Below are 23,834 nucleotides of genomic sequence, written 5' to 3'. Positions count from 1 at the left end.
ATGCAAGCCCAATTCAAGAGTGGCATCGAGTACGCACTGATCACCCTGCTCGTCGGCGGCCTGTGCCTCTGGCAGCTCGTCAGCGGTGCCCAGGAGGCCGAGCCGGCGCCCGGCCGCCTCGTCATCATGGCCCTGGGCCTGATCGTGGCCGGCGCGATGCACTGCGTCTTCATGATGCAGCTCGTGCGCCGCTCGGGCCGCAGCTTCTGGCCGTGGTTCGTCGCCATCGTCGTCTTCATGCCCGTCGGCACGGCCGTGCTGCTGGCGCTGCTGCTCGGCGAGGCCGACGCGGCGGAAACCTGATAGCACGCGGACGGCGCCGTCCCGGCGCATTGCCTGTCCGCGGCGAAAGGGGCAAAGTCTCCGGCACAACGACGGAAGGGGACAGTCATGGACACCCTGAAGAACCTGCGCGTCGGGACGCGCCTCGGCCTTGCATTTGTGCTGCTGCTGGCGTTGCTGCTGGCGATGGCCGGCATCGGCGCAATGCTGGCGAAATCGATCAACAGCTACGCCGAGTTCTATCCGGCAAACATCCTGCCTTCGCTGAAGGTCATCCACGAACTCGACGGTGCGCTGTCGGACGCACGGCGGCTTGAGCAGCAGCACATCCTGACCGACGACGACAAGGAGAAGAAGTCCCTCACCGAGCGCATCGACAAGGCGCGTGCCAGCATCTTGCAGCGCCTCAAGGACTATGAACCGCTGGTGGCCGACGCACAGGATGGCGCGCTGCTGAAGCAGGTGTCCGAGGGCGCGGCGGCCTATATGGCGGTGCAGGAGAAGGTCATCAAGGCCTCGAACGGCGGCGTCGCCGACCCGACCCAGAGCACCGCCGCGCGCGAGCTGACCTTCGGCCCCGCGCAGGCGGCCTTCAGGCCGGTGCGCGACGACGTCGGCAAGTGGTGGGCCTACAACGAAAAGCTCGCCCTGGCCGCCACCGAGGCCGCCGCCGCGGCCTATACCCGCGTGCTCTGGACCTTCACCATCGCCTCCGTCGTGGGCCTGGTCATCGGGGCCGGCGCGGCCCTCATCATCACGCGTTCGATCACCCGCCCGGTGCTCAAGGCTTCCGAGGCGGTGCGCGCGGTGGCTTCGGGCGACCTGACCCAGCGCCTGCACGCCGATTCGCGCGACGAGCTCGGCCAGCTGCTGGGCAGCCTCGACGAGATGACGCAGAACCTCGCCCGCATGGTGTCGGGCGTGCGCCAGGGCTGCGAGCAGATCAATGTCGCCGCGGCCGAGATCGCCCAGGGCAATGCCGACCTGTCGGCGCGCACCGAGAGCCAGGCATCCAGCCTGCAGCAAACGGCGGCGTCGGTGGAGCAGATGGCCTCGCAGATCAAGGCCAATGCGGACAACGCCCGTCAGGCCGACCAGTTGGCCAACCGCGCCTCCGAGGTGGCCGGCGCGGGTGGCGCGGCCGTGGGCGAGGTGGTGACGACCATGGACGCGATCTCGGCGTCCAGCCGCAAGATCTCCGACATCATCGGCACCATCGACGGCATCGCCTTCCAGACCAATATCCTCGCGCTGAACGCGGCGGTCGAGGCCGCGAGGGCCGGCGAGCAGGGCCGCGGCTTCGCGGTCGTCGCCGGCGAGGTGCGCCTGCTGGCCCAGCGCAGCGCCGAGGCTGCCAAGGAGATCAAGAGCCTGATCGGCGACAGCGTCGGCAAGGTCGAGAGCGGCAGCACCCAGGTGCTGACGGCGCGCGAGACCATCGGCCAGATGGTCAACGAGGTGCGCAAGGTGACCGACCTCGTCGGTGAGATCACCGTGTCCAGCCGCGAGCAGAGCGAGGGCGTGGCCCAGATCAACGTGGTCGTCAGCCAGCTCGACCAGGCCACGCAGCAGAACGCGGCCCTCGTCGAGCAGACGGCCGCGGCGGCGGAAAGCATGCGTGCCCAGACCACCAGGCTGACCGAGGCCGTGGCGGTCTTCCGCGTCGACGCTGGCGGCATGGCCGCCGCCGTGCGCACCGCGGCACCCAGGCCTGCCGCGCCCCGGCCTGCTGCCGCGGCGCCCGAGCCTGCCGCATCGAAACCTGCGGCACCCAGGCCGGTGGCCGCCAAGCTGGCACCCAGGCCGGTGGCCAAGGCCTCGCCCCCGCCGGTGCAGGTGCCCGCGCCCAAGGGCGCTGCTGCTGCGCCGAGCGCGGTCGAGGGCGACTGGGAGACCTTCTAGAACAGACCGGCCAGCCGCTGCACCGCGGCCTCCGACTGCGCCCGGTCCGGCCGCGGGTCGTCGTTGCCGAAGTCGTCCCCGCCCATGGCCGCGACGAGCAGGCCGTCGCGGCGCGGCAGCACGACGAGGTTGTGGCTGCGCCAGATCAGCGCGTAGTCCACCTCGGGCTGGGGAATGAGGCGGGCCGTCTGGCCGCGCACGGGCGTCAGCGTCGTGTCGGCCAGCAGCCTGCGCGCGCCGTCGCCGCTGCAGTTCACGACGGTGCGCTCGGGCAGGTGTGCAAAGTCGCTCGCGCGGTGGAACACCCGCTGCACCAGCTCGCCGCCATCGCGCGCGAAGTCGTCCAGCAGCAGGCGCTGGTAGGCCGGGATGTTGAAGACCAGCTGCGTGAAGCGGCGCACCTGCGGCGTGCGGAAGGGGTGCTCGCCAGCGGCCAGCGCCACGCCCCGGGGGCGCAGGTCGGCGATGCGCGAGGCGAGGTCGGGGTAGTCGGGTTCGCCGGCATGGCTGGGCAGGGGCGTGTCGAAGTCATCGGCCAGCAGATAGCCGTCATGCCATTCGACCGGGCCGGAAGGCAGGCCGAGATAGCTCTGGTGGACCTTGAACGATGCCCGAGCCATCGCCTCCCAGCCGGCCGACCAGGCCTCGCCGGCATGCTCGCGGGTGACGATGCGCGAGTCCGGCGTCCACAGCCCGGTGGCGGCCGACGAGGTCACCTGCGGCGGGCGGTCCTTGGCATAGAGGCGCACCCTGTAGCCGGCCTGCTGGGCCGTGCGCGCCGTGGTCAGGCCGATGGCGCCGCAGCCGATGACGGCGATGCGCTCGCCGGGCTTCGCGCCGCCGGCCTGCACCAGCGCCAGCGCACGCTGGGCCGAGCCCCAGGACAGCGACCAGCCGCTGCCGCCGTGGCCGTAGTGGTGCACGACGGTCCTGCCGTGCAGCCGCTGCGCCTCGATGCGCGGGCCCTGCGCTCGGAACGGGCGGATGCCGACGGCGATGTCGATGATGCGGTCGACGCTGGCGCGCATCGCGGCCGGTGCGCGCGGCGGCGCGAAATCGAGGGCATGGCCGGGCAGCGCGCACAGGGCGCCGCCCGCCAAGAGCAACTGGCGTCTTTGCATGATGAATTGGGGCTCAGGCGGGCTGGCGGGCCAGGCTCTTGCGGATCAGCGCCGCGTCGCGCAGCCGCTGGGCCGAGCCGTCGGCGTCCAGCAGCACGACGGTGACCGGGCGTTTGCCGTTCATCATCCGCATGGCCAGGCAGCGGCCGGCTTCCTCGGTGTAGCCGGTCTTGGAGAGCAGGATGTTCCAGCCCTTGGCGCCCACCAGCCGGTTGGTGTTGTGCAGCTCGCGCGTGCGGCCGTCCACCGGCACGGTGGCCTTCTTCACGCTGGTGATGCGCTCGATCTCGCCGTAGCGCGCGGCGGCGGCCGTGATCGCGGCCATCTCGGTGGCCGTCGACGTGTTGGCCGGCGACAGCCCGGTCGGGTCGGTGATGGAGGTGCGGCTCAGGCCCAGCGCGCGGATCTTGGCCTGCATGGCCTTCTCGAAGCCGGCGTCGCCGCCGGGGAAGGTGCGCGCCAGCGCGAAGGCCGCGCGGTTCTCGGACTCCATCAGCGCCATCTCCAGCGCGGCCTGGCGCGACATCTGCGTGCCGACGCGCACGCGCGAGCGGCTGTGCTTGAGGGTGTCCACGTCGTCGCTGGTGATGCGCAGCTTCTCGTTCGGGTCCAGCTTGGCGTCCAGCACCACCATGGCCGTCAGCAGCTTGGTGAGCGACGCGATGGGCACGACGGCATCGGCGTCGCGGGCCATCAGCACCTTGCCCGTCGCGTCGTCGACGACGACGACATGCTTGGCGTTGACGGGCAGGCGCAGCTGGGGCGCCGCCGGTGCCTCGGCCGGCGTGGCGGCCTGAGCGGTCTGGGCGGCCGGCGTGGGCGTGTCCGGCGCGTTGCGGCTTCCGGCCTGCACGACGAAGCTGGTCGCCGCGATCAGCAGCGCCGGCAGCGCGAGCTTCCAGCCGGTGGCCTGGGGGCGGGGCGCGAGCAGGCGCTCGACGCGGCGCAGCAGGTCGCCGCCGCGCGCGGCCAGCGCGACCGCGGGCCGGGTTTGCGACCCGCCCAGTTCGCTCAGTGCATGCAGGGCCAGGGCCATGCGGCGCGAGTCACCGAGCAGTTCGGCCGAGATCTCGTCGGCGACCAGCTCGCGCTCGGCGCGCATGCGGGCCGACAGCCACCACACCACCGGATGGAAGAACAGCAGGGCCTCGACGGCGCTCTGCAGCAGGTTGGCGAGGTAGTCCCAGCGCCGCACATGGGCCAGCTCGTGGGCCAGCAGGGCTTCGACCAGCTCCACCGGCAGGCGGCTCAGCAGCGCGGCGGGCAGCAGCACGCAGGGCCTGAGCACGCCCAGCGCGATCGGGCCGTCCAGCGCCGGCAGCAGGCGCAGGCCGACCGCGCGGCGCAGGCCCAGGCGGCGGGCCAGGCCGTCCAGCCGGCCCTGCCACTCGGCGGGTGCCGGCGTGCTGCGGCGGCGCGCGCGCGCCACCCAGGCCAGGCCCAGGCCGATGCGGCCGAGCATCAGCGCCGTGCCCAGCGCCCAGGCGGTGACGAGGGCCGGCATCTGCGCGGCGAGCGGCTCCAGCTCCGTCGTGAAGTCGCCATCGGCGGGGGTGGCGAGGTCCAGGCACTGGGCCAGCGGCAGGGCCAGGCAGAGCAGCAGGCTCAGCGCGCAGACCGCGTAGCGCCAGCGAGCCGGCGCACCGCGCAGCAGCGTCAGCAGCAGCAGGGCCACGCCGCCGACGACGGCGCCCTGCCAGACGAAGTTCAACAGGGCCCAGCCCCAGGCATTCATTGCGATGTCAAGGCTCATGCCCCGTCTCCGTTCTTGGTCAGCAGCTGGCGGATCTCCGCGCGCTCCTTGGCGCTGACGTGGTTTTTCAAGGCCGCCAGCACCAGGGCCTTGCCCGAGCCCGCGAAGGCCTTGGCGATGAAGTCCTTGACGAGGGACTGCTGCAGCTTGTCCTGCGCATGCACGGGGGCGTAGCGCTGCGGGCGCTGGCTCTCGTCACGGTCCAGCAGGCCCTTGCCGTGCATCACCTGCAGCTGGCGCAGCACGGTGGCGTAGGTGGCTTCGGGGCGCCCGGGCAGCAGGGCCTCGTGCACGGCCTTGGCGTCGGCGGAGCCGAGGCGCCACAGCACCTGCAGCAGGTCCAGTTCGGCGGCGGTGGGCCGCGCGGCGGCGGTTCTCGTGTTCATGCATCGCAGCATAAACGTTCTAGAACATTTGATCTAGAACAATTTTTCTATCTTGCGTCCAGCTCGCGGTGGCGCTTGAGCACGACGTGGCCGTGGTGGCTGAACTGGCGCACCAGCATCTCGACGAGATAGACCGAGCGGTGCTGGCCGCCGGTGCAGCCGATGGCCACCGTCAGATAGCTGCGCTGGTCGGCCGCGAAGTTGGGCAGCCAGCGCGACAGGAAGCCGGCGATCTGGCCCATCATCAGGCCGACCTCGGGCTGGGCTGCGAGGTAGGCCGCCACGGGCACGTCGCGGCCGGTCAGCGGGCGCAGCTCGCGGTCGTAGTAGGGGTTGGGCAGCACGCGCACGTCGAAGACGAAGTCGGCGTCGCTGGGCACGCCGTGCTTGAAGGCGAAGCTCTCGAACACCAGCGTCAGCTTGGTGCCGGCGTTGGGGCCGACCAGGTCGCCCAGCCAGGTGCGCAACTGGGCCGGGCGCAGCTGGCTGGTGTCGATGACGGTGGATTCGGCCTTCAGCGCGCCCAGCAGCTCGCGCTCCAGCCGGATGGCGTCCAGCAGCACGCGGTGGCCGTCGTCGGCGCCGCCGTCCAGCGCGCCGAAATTGGTGTCGCGGTCCTCGCGCAGCGGATGGGGGCGGCGGGTCTCGGAGAAGCGGCGCATCAGCGCCTCGTCGCTGGCGTCCAGGAAGATGGAGCGCACGGCCACGCCCTGGCTGCGCAGGCCCCTCAGCAGCGGCAGCATCAGCGGCAGCGAGCCGGCGCTGCGCACGTCCACGGCGATGGCGACGCGGCGCTCGCCGCGCTGCTGCTCCAGGCGCAGGAAGTCCAGCAGCAGTTCGGCGGGCAGGTTGTCGACGCAGAAATAGCCGGCATCCTCCAGCGCGTGCATGGCGACGGACTTGCCGCCGCCCGACATGCCGGTCAGCAGCACGACGTCGCCCTGCAGTTCATGCTCTGCGTTCACGGCCTGGCCTTCCTGGGCTTGGCGGCGGCGGACGCGGCCAGCATTTCCTCGGCGTGGGCGAGGCTGGTGGAGGACAGGTGCTCGCCGCCCAGCATGCGGGCGATCTCGGCCACGCGGGCCTCGCCGGCCACCGGCGTGACGCGGCTGGCCGTGGCTCCGCCGGCCGAGCTCTTGGCGACGACGAGATGTCGGTCCGCGCAGGCGGCGACCTGGGGCAGGTGGGTGACGGCCAGCACCTGACGTTCGCGGCCGAGCTGCTTCATCAGCCGGCCCACGGTCTCGGCGACGGCGCCGCCGATGCCGACGTCGATCTCGTCGAAGATCAGCGTGCCGGGCGACTGGGCCGACGCGGCCTGGCTGCTGGTCACGGCGATGGCCAGCGCGATGCGCGACAGCTCGCCGCCCGAGGCCACCTTGGCCAGCGGCCGCGGCGTGCTGCCGGCGTGGCCGGCGACGAGGAATTCGGCGGATTCGGCGCCCCAGCTCTGCGGGCCGTCGGCCGGCAGCAGCGCGATGTCGAACCGGCCGCCGGCCATGCCGAGCTGCTGCATCGCGGCCGTGACGGCGGCGGCCAGCTGCGGCGCGGCCTTGCGGCGGGCGCGGCTGGCGGCCTGGGCCTGGGCGTCGAAGGCCTGGCGCGCGGCGGCCAGCGCGGCTTCGAGCTGGGCCGGGTCGCTGGCGGCGTCCAGCGCCGCGAGCTCGGCCCGCCACTGCGCGAGCAGCGCCGGCAGCTCCTGCGGCTGGCGGCGGTAGCGGCGCGAGAGCAGCATCCAGGCGGACACGCGCTCGTCCAGCTCGGCGAGCCGGTCCGGGTCGAGGTCGGTCTTGTGCAGATAGGCGGCCAGCGTGTGGCTGGCGTCCTGCAGCTGGGCCTGCACGTCGCGCAGGGCCTGCACGGCGGGCAGCAGCCGGCTGTCGTGGTCGAGCACGCGTTCGAGCTGGTCCAGCGCCTGCGCCGCCAGCGACTGGGCGCTGGGCTCGGCCTCGTCCAGCGCCTCCAGCGCCGACTGGGCCGCGTCGATCAGCGACTGGCCATGCGACAGGCGCTCATGCTCGGCGTTCAGCGCCTCCCACTCGCCCTCGGCGGGCGCCAGCCCGTCCAGCTCGCCGATCTGCCAGGTCAGGCGCTCGCGTTCGCGCTGGGCCTCGGCCTGCTGGCCCTGCGCCTTCTGCAAGGCGTCGGCGGCCTGCTTCCAGGCGGCGTGGGCGCGGGCCAGCGGCGCGCTGTCGAGGCCGGCGAAGCCGTCGAGCAGCTCGCGCACGGCGGCGGGGCGGGTCAGGCCCTGCCAGGCATGCTGGCCGTGGATGTCGAGCAGGTGGTCGGCCAGCTCGCGCAGCTGGGTCAGAGTGGCGGCGCCGCCGTTGATCCAGGCGCGGCTCTTGCCGGCGGCGTCGATGACGCGGCGCAGCAGCAGCGCCTCGTCCGGCTCGAAGCCGGCTTCGTCCAGCCAGGCGCGCAGATGCGGCGGCGTGTCGAACTCGGCGCAGATCTCGGCCCGGGCCGCCCCCTCGCGCACGACGCCGGCATCGCCGCGGCCGCCGAGCGCCAGCTGCAGCGCGTCGATGAGGATGGACTTGCCGGCGCCGGTCTCGCCGGTCAGCACGGCAAAGCCGGCCTCGAAATCGAGTTCGAGGGCCGGGACGATGACGAAGTCCTTGAGGCTCAGGTGCCGCAGCATGGTCTACAACGGATCGGGTCAGAGATACCAGCGGAGCTTGCGTCGCAGCGTCGCGTAATAGCTCCAGCCCTTGGGGTGCAGGAAGCGCACCTGGTGCTGGCTGCGCCGCACGGTGATGGTGTCGCCGTGCAGCAGGCTCGCGAGGCTCTGCATGTCGAAGTTCACCGACGCGTCGCGGCCGGCGACGATCTCCAGGCGCACCTCCTCGCTGTCCGGCAGCACGATGGGCCGGTTGGACAGGGTGTGCGGCGCGATGGGCACCAGCAGCCAGCCGGCGATGCTGGGGTGCAGCAGCGGGCCGCCGGCCGACAGCGCATAGGCTGTGGAGCCGGTGGGCGAGGCGACGATGAGGCCGTCGGCGCGCATATTGGCGACGAACTGCTCGCCGACCTCGATCTTCAGCTCAACCATGCCCGCCGTCGCGCCGCGGCTGACGACGACGTCGTTGAGCGCCAGGCCCGAGAAGATGGACTCGCCGTCGCGCAGCACGGCGCCTTCCAGCATGGCGCGAGACTCGACCGCGTAGTCGCCGGCCAGCACCGGCGCCAGCGACTCGCGCCAGCGCTCGGTCGGGATGTCGGTGATGAAGCCCAGCCGCCCCTGGTTGATGCCCAGCAGCGGGATGCCGTGGCGGGCCATTTCGCGGGCAAAGCCCAGCATCGTGCCGTCGCCGCCGATGACCACGGCCAGGTCGCAGGCGCGGCCGAGTTCGTCGTGGGGCAGCGCGTCGTAGTCGGCCAGGCCGGTGTTCAGCGCGGTGTCCGCCTCCAGCGAGACGTCCAGGCCCTGGCTGCACAAAAACTGGGCAATCTCCTGCAGCACCGGCTTGATGCCAGGCGCCTGATGCTTGCCCACGATGGCGACATGACTGAAGCGCTTGGCCATGAGGCAAATTACACCACAGGGGTTTTGCTCTTCATGGGCGAAACCAGGCCAGTTTCCAGCCAGTTGGTGCCAGAGCTACTCGCTGCGCTCGGGCGGTCTGGCACGCAAGTTTTAGCCAGTTGGTGCCAGAGCTACTCGCTACGCTCGGGCGGTCTGGCACGCAAGTCATAAGATTGCGCCATGCTCGACGAGCGCTCCAAATCCCTGCTGAAAACCCTGGTCGAACGCTATATCGCCGACGGCCAGCCCGTGGGTTCGCGCACGCTGTCCAAGGCCTCGGGCCTGGAGCTCAGCCCGGCCACCATACGCAACGTGATGGCCGACCTGGAGGAACTCGGCCTCATCGCCAGCCCCCATACCAGCGCCGGCCGCATCCCGACGCCGCGCGGCTACCGCCTCTTCGTCGACACCATGCTGACGGCCCAGCCCAGCCTGGTCAGCGTCGACGCGGTGCCGCTGCAGCCCGACCAACCGCAGCGCGTCATCGCCAGTGCGGCCCAGCTGCTGTCCAGTCTGTCCAACTTCGTCGGCGTCGTCACGGCGCCGAAGAAGCCCAGCGTCTTCCACCACATCGAGTTCCTGCGCCTGGGCGAGCGCCGCGTGCTCGTCATCCTCGTGTCGCCCGACGGCGACGTGCAGAACCGCGTCATCTTCACGCCCCAGGATCTCAGCCAGGCCGAGCTCGCCGAGGCCAGCAACCGCCTCAACGCCGGCTACGCGGGCCTGACGCTGGAGGGCGTGCGCGAGCGCCTGCGCTCGGAGGTGGACGCGCTGCGCGGCGAGATCGCCGGCCTGATGAGCGCCGCCGTGCGGGTTGGCACCGAGGCCATGGCCCAGCAGGACGAGCAGGTCGTCGTCTCCGGCGAGCGCAACCTGCTGACCGTGCAGGACTTCAGCCACGACATGGGCAGCCTGCGCCGCCTGTTCGACCTGTTCGAGCAGAAGACCCAGCTGATGCGCCTGCTCGACACCTCCAGCCGCGCCGAGGGCGTGCGCATCTACATCGGCGGCGAAAGCCAGGTCGTGCCCTACGAGGAACTGTCCATCGTCAGCGCGCCCTACGAGGTCGACGGCCAGGTCGTCGGCACGCTGGGCGTCATCGGCCCGACCCGCATGGCCTACGACCGCATGATCCAGATCGTCGACATCACGTCGCGGATGGTGGGGCAGGCGCTTTCTCAACGCTGAGCCGGCGCTGACTAGAATCCTGCCTCCTTCCGGGGGGGCCGTTAGCTCAGTTGGTCAGAGCAGAGGACTCATAATCCTTTGGTCATTGGTTCAAGTCCAATACGGCCTACCAACATTTCTCCTATGAAGCCGGCGCGGTCGCGTTTTCGACCGACGCATCGGCCGGCCGCCATGGCCCCTCCATGGCCTCCAGACGATCGGGCAAGAACAGGCAAGATCCGGCTTGAAAGGAGCCTAGGCATGGCGGCGAAGAGCGCGAACGACTCCCCTTGGCTCATGAGTCCCGAGGAGGTCACGCGGCAGCTCCACACGCTGTCGGACGAGCTCGCGCTGACGCCGCCGCAGACGGGCGCGGTGCTGCAGACCACCACGGATCAGCTCGCGAACTGGCGGGTGACTGGCGAAGGGCCTCCGTTCGTGAAGATGGGCAGCGGCCCGAAGGCGCAAGTCCGCTATCCCTTGGGCGGCGTGCGCAAGTGGCGCGACGAGCGCACGTTCACGAACACGTCGATGGCCAACGTGAGCCGGTTCCAATCGCTGGGCGACTTCCTCTCGAGCGGGGCCATCCAAGACCGCTACTTGGTGGCGATCGACGAGGCGGGCGGCCTGTGGGACTTCTGGGAGTCGGTGCGCCGCCAGCTCGACATCGTCGAGGTCCGTTGGATGCCCATGGGCGACATCCTTGACGGCTTCCGCCAGCAGGCCAACCAGCGCTTCGCTGAGGCCGAGGCGGATGAAATCGGCATTGGCCTGCGAAAGCCTGACATCGCCGGGGGCGGCAACCTCCCCTGAGCAGGGCTGGCGGCGTTGCTGACGCCGCTGACGCCGCTGACGGTGCTGACGCCGCTGACGCCGCTGACGCCGCTGACGGTGCTGACGGTGCTGACGCCGCTGACGGCGCTGACGGCGCTGACGGCGCTGACGCCGCTGACGCTGCTGACGCTGCTGACGGCGCTGACGGCGCTGACAGAGTGGCGCGCTCAGTTTTGCAAGCCACGGCGGCCGGCGATCCAGAGCCGAATCGCCGCCGTCGTCCCGAGGATCGCGAACAGCAGCAAGACTCCGGCGCGGGCGATGGCCAGCGTCGAGGGAAGCCAAAGCAAAGCGAGCAAGCCAGCGGGGGATCCGATTCCGATCGCGAGTTGGAGCCCTTGCCGTCTCGGCGCCCATCCTTGCATCGCGGCGGAGCAAGCGGCGCAGAGCAGCAAGAGTTCAAACGTCCACACGCCTTCACCGATGACGCGGTTGAAATCCAGCAGCAGGCCGGCCGCGACCGACAGCAGGCAGGCGATGGCCGTGATCAGAAGAAATCTCAAGCTTCGCCTCCGCAGCCTGTTGAGGCATGTCGGATCAAGCTAAGAGTTTCAGGTTCCTCCAGCAAGGCCGCCCGGCGCATTGCCGTCGCGTCGCTCCTGAACGCCGAAGCGCCCCTTCTCGCATCCGTTCAGTTTTCGACGTTTGCACTCGTAGTAGGACTGCTGGGACGAAAGCCTCGATGCCGCCACCTGATCCATTCCGCGCAGCATCTCGTCACGGCCAAGCATGCGCGCGCCTCGCCGATCCGCTTCCCACTCGAAGACCATCGTCTTGGCATACATCCATAGGACAGCCAGGGCCGCGAAGCTTGCCAGCGCAAACAAGGCCGCCGACAGCAAATTTCCGGCGGCGGCGGAACGGATCGCTCCGGCAATGCCAAGAACAATGAACAACCCCGCGCAAACCGTGATGACGGAGTGCCACCCTTCAAGATGCCCCAGCTCGTGAGCAAGCAGATACCGGCGGGCTTCACTGCTGCTTCTCAGGGCTGCGCGGTCGATAAAAATGGTTCGCCACGATGTGTTCGCCTGGAAGCCTGACGACGACGTTGTTTCCACGACGGAGATTCCCGGTCGCCATCTGCGCATGGCCCATGACGGCGACCGAAGGGCGATATCTCGCAAATCGTCACGCCAATGCTCCAAGAACTCTTCATCTGTCACTTTGAGCCTTCCCTGATGCGCGATGTCGGTGTCGCGGTTTGTTGGATGGACCGCATTTTCTCGACAGACTTGGCATCCCTGACAGTGCTGACGGCGCTGACGCTGCTGACGGCCTTCCGGCCGGCGTTGACCCTGTCAGGCCCTGGAGAGAGGCTGTTCGAATGGACGCCGCGCTCCCCCAGCCATCGCCCGATGACGATCAGTGGGCCGATTTCGACACGCTGACCCGGCAGCATGTGCAAGCCGAGCTGGCCAGAGACAACAAGGGCCGCTATGCGCCAGCGGATGTCGAATGGATGGCCAGGCGCAGCGTCGAGTTTTACGCCGGCGTATTCGTGAGCATCGCTCAAAAGGTCGGCGCGGAAGTCCATTTCCAAAACAAGCGCAAGCCTCCTGATCGGGAGATCGAGTTGCGCATTCGGGTGCGATTGCCTGGCTCCAATCCTGTTGTCTTTGAGAACCAAGCCGATTTCAACAACTGGGCGCGAGAGAACAGGCCGATGCTCATCATCTTCGCGCGGCGCGCGAACCTTGCCGAGGCGGTGCCAGAGGTCAAATCGAATCTGAACGCTCGGACACGGCGTTCGTTGTGACCATCGCGTCGCCGATGACTATGTTTTCGGACTGCCCGGCGGCCACACCCCATGCATGATCGAGCCAGTCCTGCCGCTTTCCGGCTAACTCTCTGCGCATCGCGACATAGGCAAATCGCGCGGCCGCTGGGCCGACCGAGATGAACATCGCGGCCAACCCCCGCCGCGCATGTTCGGCCGCCTCCACGGTGTTGTCGTTGCCCGCCGCTTCCAAACCCAGCGCGTGAATTGAGTCCACGAACGCATCGAAAACGTCGGGAATATGTTCCGCATCGCTTTCCATCGGCCATGCGCGTTTGAACGCGAATCCCACCATCGCCTCGTAAGCAGGGCTTCTGTATTGTTTGGCCAGCCATGGCAACAGCTTCGTCCACCTGTCGCTGGACTGCCAGCTCAGCCAGGTTCGCCAATCGACGCTATGGCGCGCGGCGATTTGGGCAAGGATGGCCTGCGTGTGGTCCAGAGCATCAGACGGCGAGAGGGTGAGGATCTGGGCTTCGTCGTCGGCGGTGAGCTTGACCATCGTTGCGGCGCGGTTGAAAGCCGCGCGGTCCAAGTGTCGAAGTCCTGATTATTCGGTGGCGCGGCGCCGGCGGATGGGGAGAATGTCCGCATCCATAGGGAAGGGAGCCAAGATGCCGAACATGGACCCCAAAGGCCAGCGCGCCGATGAGGAGGAGCTGGAGGCGATCAGGAGACGCGCGCCGGACGATCCGGCCTGGGACACGCCCTCCAACATCGCCATCGCGGCGACAACGCCGCCCGCTGAGGGGTTGCCGCCCCCGGATCCCTTTGCCTGGCCGGGCGCCACAGCCGAGAACCCTTTGGCAGACGGGGCGGCGAAGGATGAGGCCATCGCCGGAGTCATGGCCGAGCTGCTGACGCCCAACGCCCACTCCAACCCGGATTTGTATGAGTTGGCCAAGCCCGAGGTCCGGCAGGCCTACTTCGAGGCGCTCGCGCAGGGGAAGGCCGAGGCCGAGCAGAACGTGCGCGTCGCCATGTCGATGCTGGCTGGCGGCGAGTGGCCCACCATCGACGACTGCATCCCCAAGGACAGCCTGCTCGAGCTGATCGACGAGGTGTTCCTCGCGACGACGGACATTCCTCGGGAGCTGCCGATGTTCGCGGCGATGCACTACGTGTCGGGCCTGCTGCTGCAGCGGCATGTCGGCATCTCGATCGTCGGGGAAGTCTGGCGGCCGGACATCTGGACCATCTGCTTGGCGGAGTCGGGGACGGGCAAGAGCTTCGCCTCTTCGAGGGTCGGCCAAGTTTTGGACGGCGTCGTGAAGATGTTCCCCGAGTCCGATTCGGCCGCCAAGTTCGCCGAGAACCTGCGCGACCACAACCGCGGGCTGTGGGTGCGCGATGAGTTCGCCCAGTTTTTGAAGGCGATGGAAACGGGCGAGGCCATGGCGGCCACCAAGGACTACCTGCTGCGCTGCTACGACGGCGCCAAGATCTCGCGCTCGACCAAGGCCGAAACCGTGGAGGTCATCGACCCCGCGCTGACGATCTTCGGCAGCACGGTGCTGTCGACCGTCAAGAAATACTTGACCCGGGAAATGCTGGAGGACGGGTTCGCCCAGCGCTTCGCGTTCGTCGTCGCCGAGAGGGATCCCGGGCGGAAGCTGCGGGCGCTCTATGACTTCGCCAAAAAGGCCCCGATCATCAAGGCGTCTTGGCAGGCCATCGCCCGGGCGGGCTTCCACGAGCGATACATCGTCGACGAAGTCGCGCGCGCCGCCTTCGAAGAGGCTTTCCAAATCCTGCTCCAGCGAGGCCTTGCCCAGGACTTGGAGCTGAGCTTCATCAAGCGCATCACCCATCGCGGCGTGAAATACGCGCTGATCTATCACGTGCTCTTGGGCAAGAAGTCAGATCGGCTCGACACCGAGGACTTCGCGTTCGCCGCCAGGCTCTGCGCGCTGTCGATGCGCGACCTGCGCAAGGTGCTCGACCTCTACAACCCAGACGGCAATGGAAAAGGCAAAGGCGGAACCAAGACGGACGACCGGGCCGCCCGCGTCGCGGAGTTCCTCGCCGCCCTGAGGGATCTGGATGGAGCGCCGATCGACGCCCGCACTTTGATGCCAAAGATCCGCAGCCTGCGCGGCTCAAGCGCGGAAGACGTGCGTGGCTTCATGCAGGCGGCGGTGGATGCCGATCCGACCCTGGCCCGCTATGCGGTGCTGCCGAAGCAGAAGGCTGCCCCGGCCAGCCAACGCCCGGACGGGGCAAAACTGCCCTGATGCTGGCGGCCTCTCAAAAGGCCTGCTTGCCCTTGCGCTTGCGCATGTGCTCGCTGAGCTGCTCGATGAGCGACGCGAGCATTTCCCGGTCGGCCTGGGAGAGGCCCGAGAGCCTGTGGGCGATTGCCGCGCCGAGGTCGGCATCCCGCCGGCTCGATTCCAGAAGCAGCTCGTCCACCCGGCAGCCGTAGAGCTCCGCGAACTCGTAGAGCCGATCGATCGTCGGCATCGCGACGCCGCGCTCCATGCGCGAGACCGCTTCCTTGCCAATCTCCAGCCTCTCGGCCGCGTCATCCTGCGTCATGCCGGCGTTCGTCCGGGCGCGCGCGATGCGGGATCCGATCCGAGACGCCAGGCGCTTTCTTGCGTCGTCTTGCATGCCTGGCTCCTGTCAACCCGAATGGTCGAGTGCCGTGTTTTCAAGAGGAAGGACTTGGCGGGTTGCATATCAACCCTATAGGTTGATAATGGGCGCGCCGCGGCCGGCTCTCCAATCCAAAGCGGGCAAACGAGCTGCCGCCAGCCTGGCTTGCCCGCGGCTGTCCCGGCGCGCCGGGGCAGGGATATCCCTTGCGGTTTTGGCGCGCGGATTCAAAGCGCCTTGGGGCGCGGGGATGGAAGATCCGCGGCGCGCGATCGATAAAACACAAGGGCGCACATGTCGGATCAGGGGCTGGCATATCACACCGTCGTCTCGGCCATGCGGGACCGCTCTCGGGGCGACCCAAAGGGCCGCTTCGCCTTGGCGATCAAGGCGGCGGTCTCGGGGCACGTCGCCCACATCGAATACCGGCGGGCGGCCGCGGAGCGGCGCGCGCAGGGTTGGAGCGAGGACACGGTCGCCCGCGCCGTCTACGAATGGCTGCAAACGGACCTCAACCCAGCGGTGCAGTCGATCCGGGCGGCGCGCTCGCGCGAGGCCGTGGTCGGCCTATACAACGTTTACAACCGGTCGGTGCCGCTGGGCGTGCGGACCGAAGTCCATGAGGGCGGGACGCGCCGCATGCCGTCGAGCGTCGCAAAGGACGACGAGCTGTGCGCGGCGGGAAGCTTGGCCGTCGTCGGTTGGATCGGCCGCGACGTGGCCTCCAAGGCAGCCCGGCCGCCCGAGGACTGGATGATCTCCGGCTGGCGGGCCGCCCGCTACCTCGGGGCCGAGCGGCAGGCTTCGGCAGAGGTCGCCCGGTTGCTGGAGGCCGATGGCGACATGGACCTTCGGACCCTGGCGGCCTCCCTCGGCTCCAGCGCTCGGACGCTCCAGCGCCAGATCGCGGCCGAAGGCTTGAGCTTGACCGAGCTGCGCATGGCCTGCCGCCAGACCGTGGCCCTGCGCCTGATCCAGGCCGGGGAGGGCAGCCTGGGGCAAGTGGCCTCGCTCGCGGGGTTCGCCGACCAGGCGCACATGGCCCGCGCGTTCAAGGCCGCCAGCGGCCTGACCCCCGGGCAGATCGCCCGGATGCTCGCCGCCTGAGCAAGCCACTCTCCCGCGTTTCCACGCGCGGCCCTGGCGCGTGGATTCAAGACGCGGCGGCTCTCGGAGCCGAGCATGCCGGCATGGAACGCCGCCGCTTGGACCCCATCGCTTGGCTCGCCGCGCTGCTGCTGGCCAGCTCGGCCGCGCCGGCGGCCTGCGAGCCCGCGGCCCGTCTGCCCAAGCCTCCCAAATGCCACGCGAGCGAGCAGCTCGTCCGCGTGAAGGCCTTCGAGGATCGCGGGGCCAGCGTCCACGTCGAGCTGGTCGAACTGCCTGGCGGGCGGGCCTTGGAGCCTATCGATGTCGCCAAGCCAGGGCACGCGTATTACCAGCGCCGCCTCGGAAAGCCGGGCTCGCTGGCCTGCCTGACCATCGAGCCGATGGCCGGCGGATGAAGGGCCAGGCCTTGCCTGCCCCCTCGGTCCGGTGGAGCGCGCCGGATTGGTCTTCATGTATAAGGTTGACTGTCAACCTATGAAGTTGACATTGCGTTGCAGCCCGGCGCGCCGAGCGCCTGCCGCGAAGGGCCCCGCGATCGGCGCGGGCCCAAAACAGAGGATGGAGAGCGATGAAGAAATACCGCGCGTTTGCAGGCGTCTGGATCACGATCGCCGTGTTCTGGACGATCGGGGCCGAAAGCCTCTACCCGCTGCTGATCATGGGCGCCTTGCTGGCGTTGATCCTGTGGGCCGCGCAGGCCTCCGACGCTCGCCAAGACAACCTGCGGGCTGAGCTGCTGGCCTTGGCCGGCGCCAAGGAGGGCGACGCGGGGGCCTTCGTCCACGTCCGGGGCGAGACGGGCATCGCCATCGGAGCGGCGGGGAAGATCGCGCTGGCCAAGAAGGGCCTGAGCAAGGCCTACAGCTTCGGCGACGTGCGCGAATGGGCGTCCTCAAAAGAGACGGCCGGCCAAGCAGTCCCGGTTGGCGGAGGGCTGGCCCTGGGCGCGATGGCCGCGTTGCAAAGCGGGGCGGCGGCCGGGGCTGCGGCGGCCCGCACGGGATTCTTCGTGACCGTGCGCGACATCGACAACCCCAAGTGGCGCGTCGAGATGCCGGCGGTGGACGAACAAGCGCGCTGGATGGAGATCCTGCGCCAATCGATCAACCGCGACTGAGGCGGCCATGGCTGGACAAGCTGCGGATGCGCCGGCGAACCCCTTCGCCGGGCTCTACGAGTTCATCAAGGGCCACTTGGTGGTCGTCAACAACTTGATCGCGTTCTCGTGCTTCGCGGTCGGGGCCTTGGACTTCATGGCCCCCAAGCTCTGGCTTCTGCCAAGGATCGTCTACTCCTGCACGGCGATGCTGGCCGCCGCGATGCTGGCCGCCGCCGTCGTGCCGAGCCTGGCCGCCAAGGCCCAAGCCCGCTTCTTCGGGCCGGCCCCCAGCCACGAGCCGCTGTGGCGGCGCGGCGGCTGGCAGTTCGGCTTCGCCATGCTCTGCGTCGTCTCCATCGTGGGCTTCGCGTCGGTGGCCAAGGCGAGCGTCGGGGGCCTGGCCGCCAGCCAGTTCCCGGCGGTCAGGAGCCTTCAAGAAGAGCTGCTGTCGATCCGCGCGGGGCTCTCTGACATCAGCTCCGGCGTGGGGCAAGCCAACGCCAAGCTCGATGCCCTGGTCGGGGCGGAGGGCGATCCCCGCCGGGCCTTGGCGTCGCGAGGCTACTCGGTCAGCCACAACGGGCTCAAGGAGGCCATCGGCCAAGGCGACGAGCAAGCGGTGGCTTGGTTCTCCCAAATCAAGGTCCCGATCAGCGACGAAGGCGTGATGGGGCGCTTGCTCCACACCCAGCCTTGGAATCCTCGGATCGCTGCCTCGCTCGATCCCTCCATGTTCAGCGAGCCGGCCGCTTGCGTCCCCAATTGGATCCACTTCGTCAGCGAGCCTTTGGACGAGCGGCTGAGCGCATACGCGCGGCTCTGCGGCAAAGGCAAATTGGGCAGCCTGCGGGCCGCGTTGGACTACCAGATGCCCAGGTCGCAGCCTGAGGAGCGGGAGAAGCTGCGGCGCATGTTGGCGATCCTGGCATCCATTTGACGAAGCATCGGCCCGCGCGGGCCGCAACTTGAAGAAGCAAGGAGAGGACGATGGAAATCCGAGGACGACAAATGAAGCGGGCCGCCCTGGCGGCCGCGCTCCCCCTGGCCCTGGCCGCGTGCTCCGGCGCGCCATCCGACGGCGACATCAAGGCGGCGCTTCTAGCCGACCAGAAGCGCTCCGAGGCCCAGGCGGAGGCCCTAGCCGCCGGCAGCGGGCCGGCCGCCGACATGGTCCGCCAGTTGTCCGCCCAATCGCGCGTGGAGGTCGTTTCGGCCCACAAGCTCGGTTGCAAGGAAGACGGCGAGAAGGCCTACCGCTGCGACGTGGAGGTCGAGGTCAGCCGAGGCGGCAAGACGGTGAAGGCGCCGCCGGCATCGATCCGCCTGGTCAAAGGCAGCGACGGATGGATGGCGCAGCGATGAGCCCGCTGGCCATCGCGGCGGGCATCGCCCTGCTGGCCTGGGCGATCCGCTGCGTCTGGCGGATGGAGCCCAAGGGCCTGCGGGCGGCCGACATCGAGGCTCTGGCCTGGGGGCAACCCTGCGAGCCGGCGCCGCGCGATGGCGGGTCCGGCCACCGCGCTCCAAAGCCCATCCTCGCGAGGTGGTCCGCCCGCGGCCTGGCGGGCTTGGCCCAATCGAACTGAAAGGCCCCCATGCAGACGACCATCCACAAAGGGGTCATCCATGACAAGCGATGGAGCTATGCCGAGCGGCCCAAGCCGTTCTCGGACGGCTTGGGCTATCAAAGCGTGTCGTTCGTCGGCTGCAACGGCCTCTGCGGCCCCTTCTTCGCCACCTCCGGCATCAGCAAGGAATTGGAGAAGGCGATCGCGTCCCGCTCGCCCGTAGAGTTGGAGATCGGGGAGGTCTACATCCCCAATGCAGGCCGCCCGCTCGTCGCGCTGAAGGTGGATGGCAAGGCTTACGCGATGCGGCCCGTCCAAGGGCCGGGCATCGTCGCTTTTTGGTGCTTCCAAGCCCTGAACCTGACCTTCTGGATCGTCGGGCTGCTTACCCTTCCCTTCTTGGTGGGAGCGGTCGTCCTCTATTTCGCGTGGCTGGGCAGGAAGGTCGTCCGGGAAAACAGGGAGGCGCTGTCGACTCTGAACAATCACCTCGCCAGCCTTCGCGGCGCGGTCGAGTTCGTCTGACGGGCAGGCCAGTCGAAGCAGCCAATGGCCGGCCTGGATTTGAGTCGCGCGGCAAATCGCCCCGTTCAATCGAGCAGTCCGGACGGGCCCGATCGGCGGGCCTTTGACCTGCCGGCTCCGTCGCGCTGATGTCAGCGGCGACGATGCCGCGCTGATGTCAGTTCACCCCGCCGGGTTCGGCCGAGGCCATATCCGGCATAGCGCCTCGCCTAGCGCTTTGCCGCGCTCAGCGATGGCCTGCTCGTCCCACGTTTCCTTGCCGTCGAAATGGCGGTTGAGCCGCAACACCGAGTTCCCCTTGTCTTGCAATAGAGGTGGGAAGTTTCGGCTTAGCGTTGGCCGCGAAGTTTGCAATGCTACTGAGTGGAGGGAAGTTTTTGCATCTACTCGGCAGTCTTGTCTAGACAAGTTGCATCGTCCGCTCAAGCCGCTTCTGACCGCACTCGGGATCGGGCCTGCGCAACATATCGCGAGGCGCGATACCTGCGTCCGAGCTGACTGTAGCCGTCCTTCAGGGTGTCAGCTTGGCAGCATTCCCCAGCCCGTTCGGCGATTGGATGAAGCCGCTTTCAGCCTCGGACCTGCCGGAGTTCCTCGTATAGGGTCCGGTACAGCTGAACGTTGTCCTTTGTTCCCGTCAACATGGATCGGCGAAAAGTCGCTGCCATGGAGGGATGTCGGCCCTCGTCAAGCAGAGATTTCATCGCCCAGTGCAACGCCCGGCGCGGTCTGTCCGCATTGGCACGATTGATCGCCGCGGAAAGTGCCGGACTTACAGAACTATTGGATTGCGATCGAGTTAGCCCCGTAATGGCCCCTAGTTGCCAAGCATAGATATGAGCTGGCCGACCTTCGGTTTTCAATATATGTTGAAGCTCTATGAGCATCGCTGCAGATCGCGCGTCGACCAGACTTAGCTGGTGCTTGCCCCGGCGTTCAGCCTTTGGCCATCTGGAGATCAGCCAGTCCTTGTCCCGAAGGCGTGCACGGTGACCAGCACCGCAAGCCATGGCGGCCTGAGCGGCCATTTCGGCAAACCTCCGTCCCAGTTCACGCCGATCCGCTGCGACGCTGGGTATCGGCCTTGATGCTTCAGGGAAATATTGTTCGAGCCACTTGGGATCGTTCAGCCGGAGGAACCAATAGGGCAGTCGTCCGTGTCGGGCCCGGCGTGCATCGGTTGTGACATCCCCAGCGCTAATCGCAACTCGCGCTGATTTGATGGTCCATGTATTTGGCCAGGCCCTATGGGATCTTGGAAGCCAAGGCTCAGCGGTGAGTGCTCCGACCGCGGCGTCCTTGAACGGCACACGTAGCGCGGCCAGCGTAGCCAAGAAATCAGGAGTACGCATTCGCGCGAACTGGCTAGTCACGCGAAAGGTTTCCTCTGTAACTCTCGTCGAACTGCTTGCGTCGACCATCAGTCCTCCAAGCTGAACGAGTCCAAAAGCTCTTCCGACCTTCTCCCTATAGGCCTGCTCGGGCGAACGGTCGCCTACCTTTAGGAGACCGGCGAAGAAGCCAAGTACTTTTTCGCAGCCTGGCCCAACGATGCCTGACTCCAGCGCTTGTACGCTAAGGCGCGCAAGGAGGACTTGCTCCGGGTTAGGCCGCGCGCCGCGGTCCCGCAGCCGCAGGTCGCGCCCGCATAGGCACACCTCCCTTGGAGCAGAAATGAACCAGCCATTCGATCCGACCCTTCGCTTGCAGGCCGGACAGTCGATCCGCAGCCGGGTCTGGTGCTTCGGGCAGTGGAACACGTTCGGCAGTTGGTGGCTGCGGTGCCAGTAGACCTCCCCGTGAAGGGCAAGATCCTCCTGAAGGCAATCGCTGCAGTAGCGGATGTGCGCAGATATGCCCAAGCTACGCTGCATGCCCAAGTGTTGCAGTCCCGAGGGTTCTCCGGATGGGCCTCTGATTAAGGTCAGGTCCGGAGCTCCTGGAAGCTCCTTACCCGAAATTGCATCAAAGCACTGCCAGTACGGGTAGGTCGTAAGGCATCTGAGAGCCTCTTCGTAGGTCAAGCCAAACGCGCTCAAGAGCCCGTCCACTTTTGCGTCGAAGGGGACCATGTTCAAGGGCAACAAGGTCACTCGGCCAGGGTACCAGTGCCTTCGCCACAGCCAGCTGCGCGGGCGAAGACACCGTGTACAGGCTGCCGCCCGACACCGTACTGTTTGCGATGTACACCCAGGCCGCCGCATCCTGGACCTCTGGTGAGACCTCAATGAGGTCGCTAGCGTCTGCCGCAAAGCGAATCGTGAATCCTTTGGCCCGTGGCAGAACCTCAACGATCCAGTCCGGCGCTCGGTACACAACCGACTTGGCGCGTGGCAGCTCCAGCGCGCCTTCGGCGCAGGCCAGCACAGTCTCGCGCAAGTCGTCGAACCATTCGCGGGCCCCCGTGGCCCACTTCAGACCGTCCAGCGAGAAGGCGGACGACCGCTCTTTCTCATCTTCTAGTTCTAGGGTTTTGAGCATCGCTGGATCCGCGACGACAGGACGCCAGACTTGGACCGCCTTCCGAGCCAGCAGCTCGCCGCGCTTGTCGACTTGTTCCGGCCCCCAGCTATCCTCGGACGCGATGCTCTTGCTGAGCCACACGGGGCTATTGATGTAGCCCCATTCCGGGTGCTGCCGCTTCTCGCCGAACGGACGAGCCTCCAGTTCGCTGTTGAAGCCCGTCAGCGTTAGGTTGCCCAGCTTGTGGAGGCACTGGGCCCTCACTGCAGTCCATTCGGGGCCGAGCATCGCTTTCCATTCCGGCGCCAAGTTCTCCTTCTGCGGCAGAACGTGCTCGATCGTGAGATTGTCGGTGACAACTTTCTCCTTGCCGGAGTTCGTCAGCCGCTCCAGCAAGAACTTCAGGTTGCGTCGCCCATACAGATCCTGGGTCCGCAGCGCATGGGAGAAGGTCACGTCGTCGGGAAACTCGGCACCTTTCGGCTGTCTGACCAGTGCTGCCTTCAGGCGCGCCAGCGGCTCGTCGACCGTGATGCGTTGCGCCAACGCGGAGAACACCTGCCCCCCGCTGCGCGTCTCGGCACCGATCATCGAACGACGAAGCACGTAGCTCTCGAGCAAGTCCAGCGCCTGGACGAGCTCCTTGTCATCGATTGCTTTATCGTGCCAGCGGCGCTCCAGCAAAACCATCACTGCAGGAGCAGCCACATCCACCAGCCGCTGAACACGCCGAAGACCCACCTCGGCGGCGCCGCCGGACTGCGGATTGAACATGAAGGTGCAATAGTGACGGCCGAAGCGCAACATGCGCTCCAGCTTGGCGACGGCGTACGCATCGTGGTCCTCGGCCAGTTGTGCCGGATACCAGTTGCGGAACTCTCGGTAGACGCTGTCCAGCTTCAGCGGTCGGGGCGGGTTCAGCTCTAGGGTCAGGAAGTCGCGCAGGAAATTGTCGAAGGAAGCGCGGTAGTGGACGCCAAAGGCCTGTTCCAGGGGGAACCAGTACGTCCGGTACCACTCGGTCTGCCGTGGCTCGGCGTGGCCCATCAGCACGTAGTTGCGCACAAGGTCCGCCTGCGTAAGCGTCATTCCCGTTGAATTCAGGCTCTCGAAGATCAGTTGCGGGTTGTCTTGGCCGGCCTTCAATGACACCGACACCACCATGAGCCGGCGCAGGCCCGCCAGCACCTCGAGCTCGTCGTGATTGACCAAGGCCTGCTCAAAGAAGGCAGCATTGGCCGCCACGCGGTTAGTCGGGTCCTCAGGCAGAGGTTGGCCGATCAGCAGACTCTGGAGGTAGGCGTCATCGGTCCCGCGCAGCGCTAAGCGCGCGCGCAGGGACGGCGGTGCAAACTTGTTAAGCAGAAACTGCTCGTCAAGCGCGGCCGGCGAGTCCGTGATCGGGACCTCACCTTCACGCAACTTCAGTCGATTGCGCAGCACTGCGAGCAAGATGGTGCAAGTGGTCAGCCGCTGCTGGCCGTCGATCACCAGCCACTGCGGCAATACGGCACTGTGGTCGCCGCTGGCCACGTACACGACTGACCCGACAAAGTGCGTGGCACCTTGGGGACGCCTAGCCGCACGCACCACGTCGCCGAGCAACTGGCTGCACTGCGTCTCCGTCCAGCTGTACTGGCGCTGGAAGACCGGAATCACAAACTGTCGTGCGCCCCCACCTAGCAAGTTCAAGAACGAGGTGTCTTCAGCCTTCATG

The 23,834-nt window shown here is 67.8% G+C and carries 25 protein-coding genes and 1 tRNA gene; 15 read left to right on the top strand and 11 right to left on the bottom strand.

All coding sequences use genetic code 11. The annotated features are described in order from the left end of the window. Together NYP07_RS04260 and NYP07_RS04255 are read left to right on the top strand one after the other, a co-directional pair. Positions 1 to 303 carry a hypothetical protein gene (locus NYP07_RS04260; protein WP_268147796.1) on the top strand — a complete coding sequence of 101 codons (303 nt, stop codon included), beginning with the start codon at positions 1 to 3 and terminating at the stop codon, positions 301 to 303. An 87-nt stretch (positions 304 to 390) separates the two neighbouring features. Beyond that, positions 391 to 2,184, top strand: a complete 1,794-nt coding sequence (locus NYP07_RS04255) for a methyl-accepting chemotaxis protein (RefSeq protein WP_268147794.1) — start codon at positions 391 to 393, stop codon at positions 2,182 to 2,184. Here NYP07_RS04255 and NYP07_RS04250 read toward each other — a convergent pair. From NYP07_RS04250 to NYP07_RS04225, 6 genes are read right to left on the bottom strand one after another with little or no spacing between them, the layout of a single operon-like run. Further along, positions 2,181 to 3,305 carry an FAD-dependent oxidoreductase gene (locus NYP07_RS04250; RefSeq protein WP_268147792.1) on the bottom strand — a complete coding sequence of 375 codons (1,125 nt, stop codon included), beginning with the start codon at positions 3,303 to 3,305 and terminating at the stop codon, positions 2,181 to 2,183. The genes NYP07_RS04255 and NYP07_RS04250 overlap by 4 nt on opposite strands. Positions 3,306 to 3,318: 13 nt before the next feature. Next, positions 3,319 to 5,058 (bottom strand): M56 family metallopeptidase, encoded by a 1,740-nt coding sequence (locus NYP07_RS04245; RefSeq protein ID WP_268147790.1) that lies wholly within the window; start codon positions 5,056 to 5,058, stop codon positions 3,319 to 3,321. Further along, a complete protein-coding gene (locus NYP07_RS04240) occupies positions 5,055 to 5,444 on the bottom strand; it encodes a BlaI/MecI/CopY family transcriptional regulator (RefSeq protein WP_268147788.1) in 390 nt (129 codons plus the stop codon). The genes NYP07_RS04245 and NYP07_RS04240 overlap by 4 nt, the downstream gene beginning before the upstream one ends. A 47-nt stretch (positions 5,445 to 5,491) precedes the next feature. Next, positions 5,492 to 6,409 (bottom strand): RNase adapter RapZ, encoded by a 918-nt coding sequence (rapZ, locus tag NYP07_RS04235; RefSeq protein ID WP_378990445.1) that lies wholly within the window; start codon positions 6,407 to 6,409, stop codon positions 5,492 to 5,494. Next, positions 6,406 to 8,088: a DNA repair protein RecN gene (gene recN, locus NYP07_RS04230; protein WP_268147787.1), complete on the bottom strand. Its 1,683-nt coding sequence runs from the start codon at positions 8,086 to 8,088 to the stop codon at positions 6,406 to 6,408. The genes rapZ and recN overlap by 4 nt, the downstream gene beginning before the upstream one ends. Before the next feature lie 18 nt (positions 8,089 to 8,106). After that, entirely contained in the window at positions 8,107 to 8,973 is an 867-nt protein-coding gene (locus NYP07_RS04225; protein WP_268147785.1) for an NAD kinase, read from the bottom strand. 180 nt (positions 8,974 to 9,153) lie between these two features. Between NYP07_RS04225 and hrcA the strand changes: the two genes are divergently transcribed. The 4 genes from hrcA to NYP07_RS04205 all read left to right on the top strand — a co-directional run bounded on the left by hrcA (position 9,154) and on the right by NYP07_RS04205 (position 11,520). Next, a complete protein-coding gene (hrcA, locus tag NYP07_RS04220) occupies positions 9,154 to 10,161 on the top strand; it encodes a heat-inducible transcriptional repressor HrcA (protein ID WP_268147783.1) in 1,008 nt (335 codons plus the stop codon). Between the two features lie 35 nt (positions 10,162 to 10,196). Further along, positions 10,197 to 10,273: transfer RNA gene (locus NYP07_RS04215), tRNA-Ile, on the top strand. Between the two features lie 128 nt (positions 10,274 to 10,401). Then, positions 10,402 to 10,953, top strand: coding sequence for a hypothetical protein (locus NYP07_RS04210; RefSeq protein WP_268147781.1), 552 nt, complete (start codon positions 10,402 to 10,404; stop codon positions 10,951 to 10,953). A 15-nt stretch (positions 10,954 to 10,968) separates the two neighbouring features. Beyond that, entirely contained in the window at positions 10,969 to 11,520 is a 552-nt protein-coding gene (locus NYP07_RS04205; RefSeq protein WP_268147779.1) for a hypothetical protein, read from the top strand. Positions 11,521 to 11,525: 5 nt separating this feature from the next. Here NYP07_RS04205 and NYP07_RS04200 read toward each other — a convergent pair whose 3' ends face one another. Continuing rightward, on the bottom strand, positions 11,526 to 12,065 hold the full coding sequence (locus tag NYP07_RS04200) for a M48 family metalloprotease (RefSeq protein WP_268148062.1): 540 nt from the start codon (positions 12,063 to 12,065) through the stop codon (positions 11,526 to 11,528). A gap of 236 nt (positions 12,066 to 12,301) precedes the next feature. Here NYP07_RS04200 and NYP07_RS04195 point away from each other — a divergent pair, with 236 nt between their 5' ends. After that, positions 12,302 to 12,733 (top strand): hypothetical protein, encoded by a 432-nt coding sequence (locus NYP07_RS04195; protein ID WP_268147778.1) that lies wholly within the window; start codon positions 12,302 to 12,304, stop codon positions 12,731 to 12,733. On the opposite strand, the gene NYP07_RS04190 is transcribed toward NYP07_RS04195, so the two are convergent. Next, a complete protein-coding gene (locus NYP07_RS04190) occupies positions 12,693 to 13,256 on the bottom strand; it encodes a hypothetical protein (RefSeq protein ID WP_268147776.1) in 564 nt (187 codons plus the stop codon). The two genes, NYP07_RS04195 and NYP07_RS04190, sit on opposite strands and share 41 nt — an antisense overlap. 112 nt (positions 13,257 to 13,368) lie before the next feature. Here NYP07_RS04190 and NYP07_RS04185 point away from each other — a divergent pair, with 112 nt between their 5' ends. Further along, a complete protein-coding gene (locus tag NYP07_RS04185) occupies positions 13,369 to 14,988 on the top strand; it encodes a DUF3987 domain-containing protein (protein WP_268147774.1) in 1,620 nt (539 codons plus the stop codon). A gap of 13 nt (positions 14,989 to 15,001) precedes the next feature. On the opposite strand, the gene NYP07_RS04180 is transcribed toward NYP07_RS04185, so the two are convergent. Beyond that, on the bottom strand, positions 15,002 to 15,367 hold the full coding sequence (locus tag NYP07_RS04180; protein ID WP_268147772.1) for a helix-turn-helix domain-containing protein: 366 nt from the start codon (positions 15,365 to 15,367) through the stop codon (positions 15,002 to 15,004). Positions 15,368 to 15,730: 363 nt separating this feature from the next. Here NYP07_RS04180 and NYP07_RS04175 point away from each other — a divergent pair, with 363 nt between their 5' ends. The 7 genes from NYP07_RS04175 to NYP07_RS04145 all read left to right on the top strand — a co-directional run bounded on the left by NYP07_RS04175 (position 15,731) and on the right by NYP07_RS04145 (position 19,654). Then, positions 15,731 to 16,459: a helix-turn-helix domain-containing protein gene (locus tag NYP07_RS04175; RefSeq protein ID WP_268147770.1), complete on the top strand. Its 729-nt coding sequence runs from the start codon at positions 15,731 to 15,733 to the stop codon at positions 16,457 to 16,459. A gap of 83 nt (positions 16,460 to 16,542) precedes the next feature. Further along, positions 16,543 to 16,857 carry a hypothetical protein gene (locus tag NYP07_RS04170; protein ID WP_268147768.1) on the top strand — a complete coding sequence of 105 codons (315 nt, stop codon included), beginning with the start codon at positions 16,543 to 16,545 and terminating at the stop codon, positions 16,855 to 16,857. Between the two features lie 173 nt (positions 16,858 to 17,030). Continuing rightward, positions 17,031 to 17,579 carry a DUF4755 domain-containing protein gene (locus NYP07_RS04165; protein ID WP_268147766.1) on the top strand — a complete coding sequence of 183 codons (549 nt, stop codon included), beginning with the start codon at positions 17,031 to 17,033 and terminating at the stop codon, positions 17,577 to 17,579. 7 nt (positions 17,580 to 17,586) lie between these two features. Further along, on the top strand, positions 17,587 to 18,498 hold the full coding sequence (locus tag NYP07_RS04160; RefSeq protein ID WP_268147764.1) for a hypothetical protein: 912 nt from the start codon (positions 17,587 to 17,589) through the stop codon (positions 18,496 to 18,498). Positions 18,499 to 18,569: 71 nt separating this feature from the next. Then, positions 18,570 to 18,923, top strand: a complete 354-nt coding sequence (locus NYP07_RS04155) for a hypothetical protein (protein WP_268147762.1) — start codon at positions 18,570 to 18,572, stop codon at positions 18,921 to 18,923. Next, the gene (locus tag NYP07_RS04150) at positions 18,920 to 19,147 is read left to right on the top strand and encodes a hypothetical protein (protein WP_268147760.1); all 228 of its coding nucleotides are present in this window, start codon (positions 18,920 to 18,922) and stop codon (positions 19,145 to 19,147) included. The genes NYP07_RS04155 and NYP07_RS04150 overlap by 4 nt, the downstream gene beginning before the upstream one ends. 9 nt (positions 19,148 to 19,156) lie before the next feature. After that, on the top strand, positions 19,157 to 19,654 hold the full coding sequence (locus NYP07_RS04145) for a hypothetical protein (protein WP_268147758.1): 498 nt from the start codon (positions 19,157 to 19,159) through the stop codon (positions 19,652 to 19,654). 569 nt (positions 19,655 to 20,223) lie between these two features. Here the strand turns inward: NYP07_RS04145 and NYP07_RS24095 are convergent. Continuing rightward, positions 20,224 to 21,726 carry a TniQ family protein gene (locus NYP07_RS24095; protein ID WP_378990469.1) on the bottom strand — a complete coding sequence of 501 codons (1,503 nt, stop codon included), beginning with the start codon at positions 21,724 to 21,726 and terminating at the stop codon, positions 20,224 to 20,226. Next, entirely contained in the window at positions 21,620 to 23,833 is a 2,214-nt protein-coding gene (locus NYP07_RS04140) for a DUF262 domain-containing protein (RefSeq protein WP_268147756.1), read from the bottom strand. The genes NYP07_RS24095 and NYP07_RS04140 overlap by 107 nt, the downstream gene beginning before the upstream one ends. Between the last annotated feature and the right edge of the window lies 1 nt (position 23,834).

Origin of the sequence: Pelomonas aquatica (assembly GCF_026712205.1) — a bacterium.
In the GTDB taxonomy this organism is placed as follows: Bacteria; Pseudomonadota; Gammaproteobacteria; order Burkholderiales; family Burkholderiaceae_C; genus Pelomonas; species Pelomonas aquatica.
This window is presented reverse-complemented; position numbering and strand designations above follow the sequence as displayed.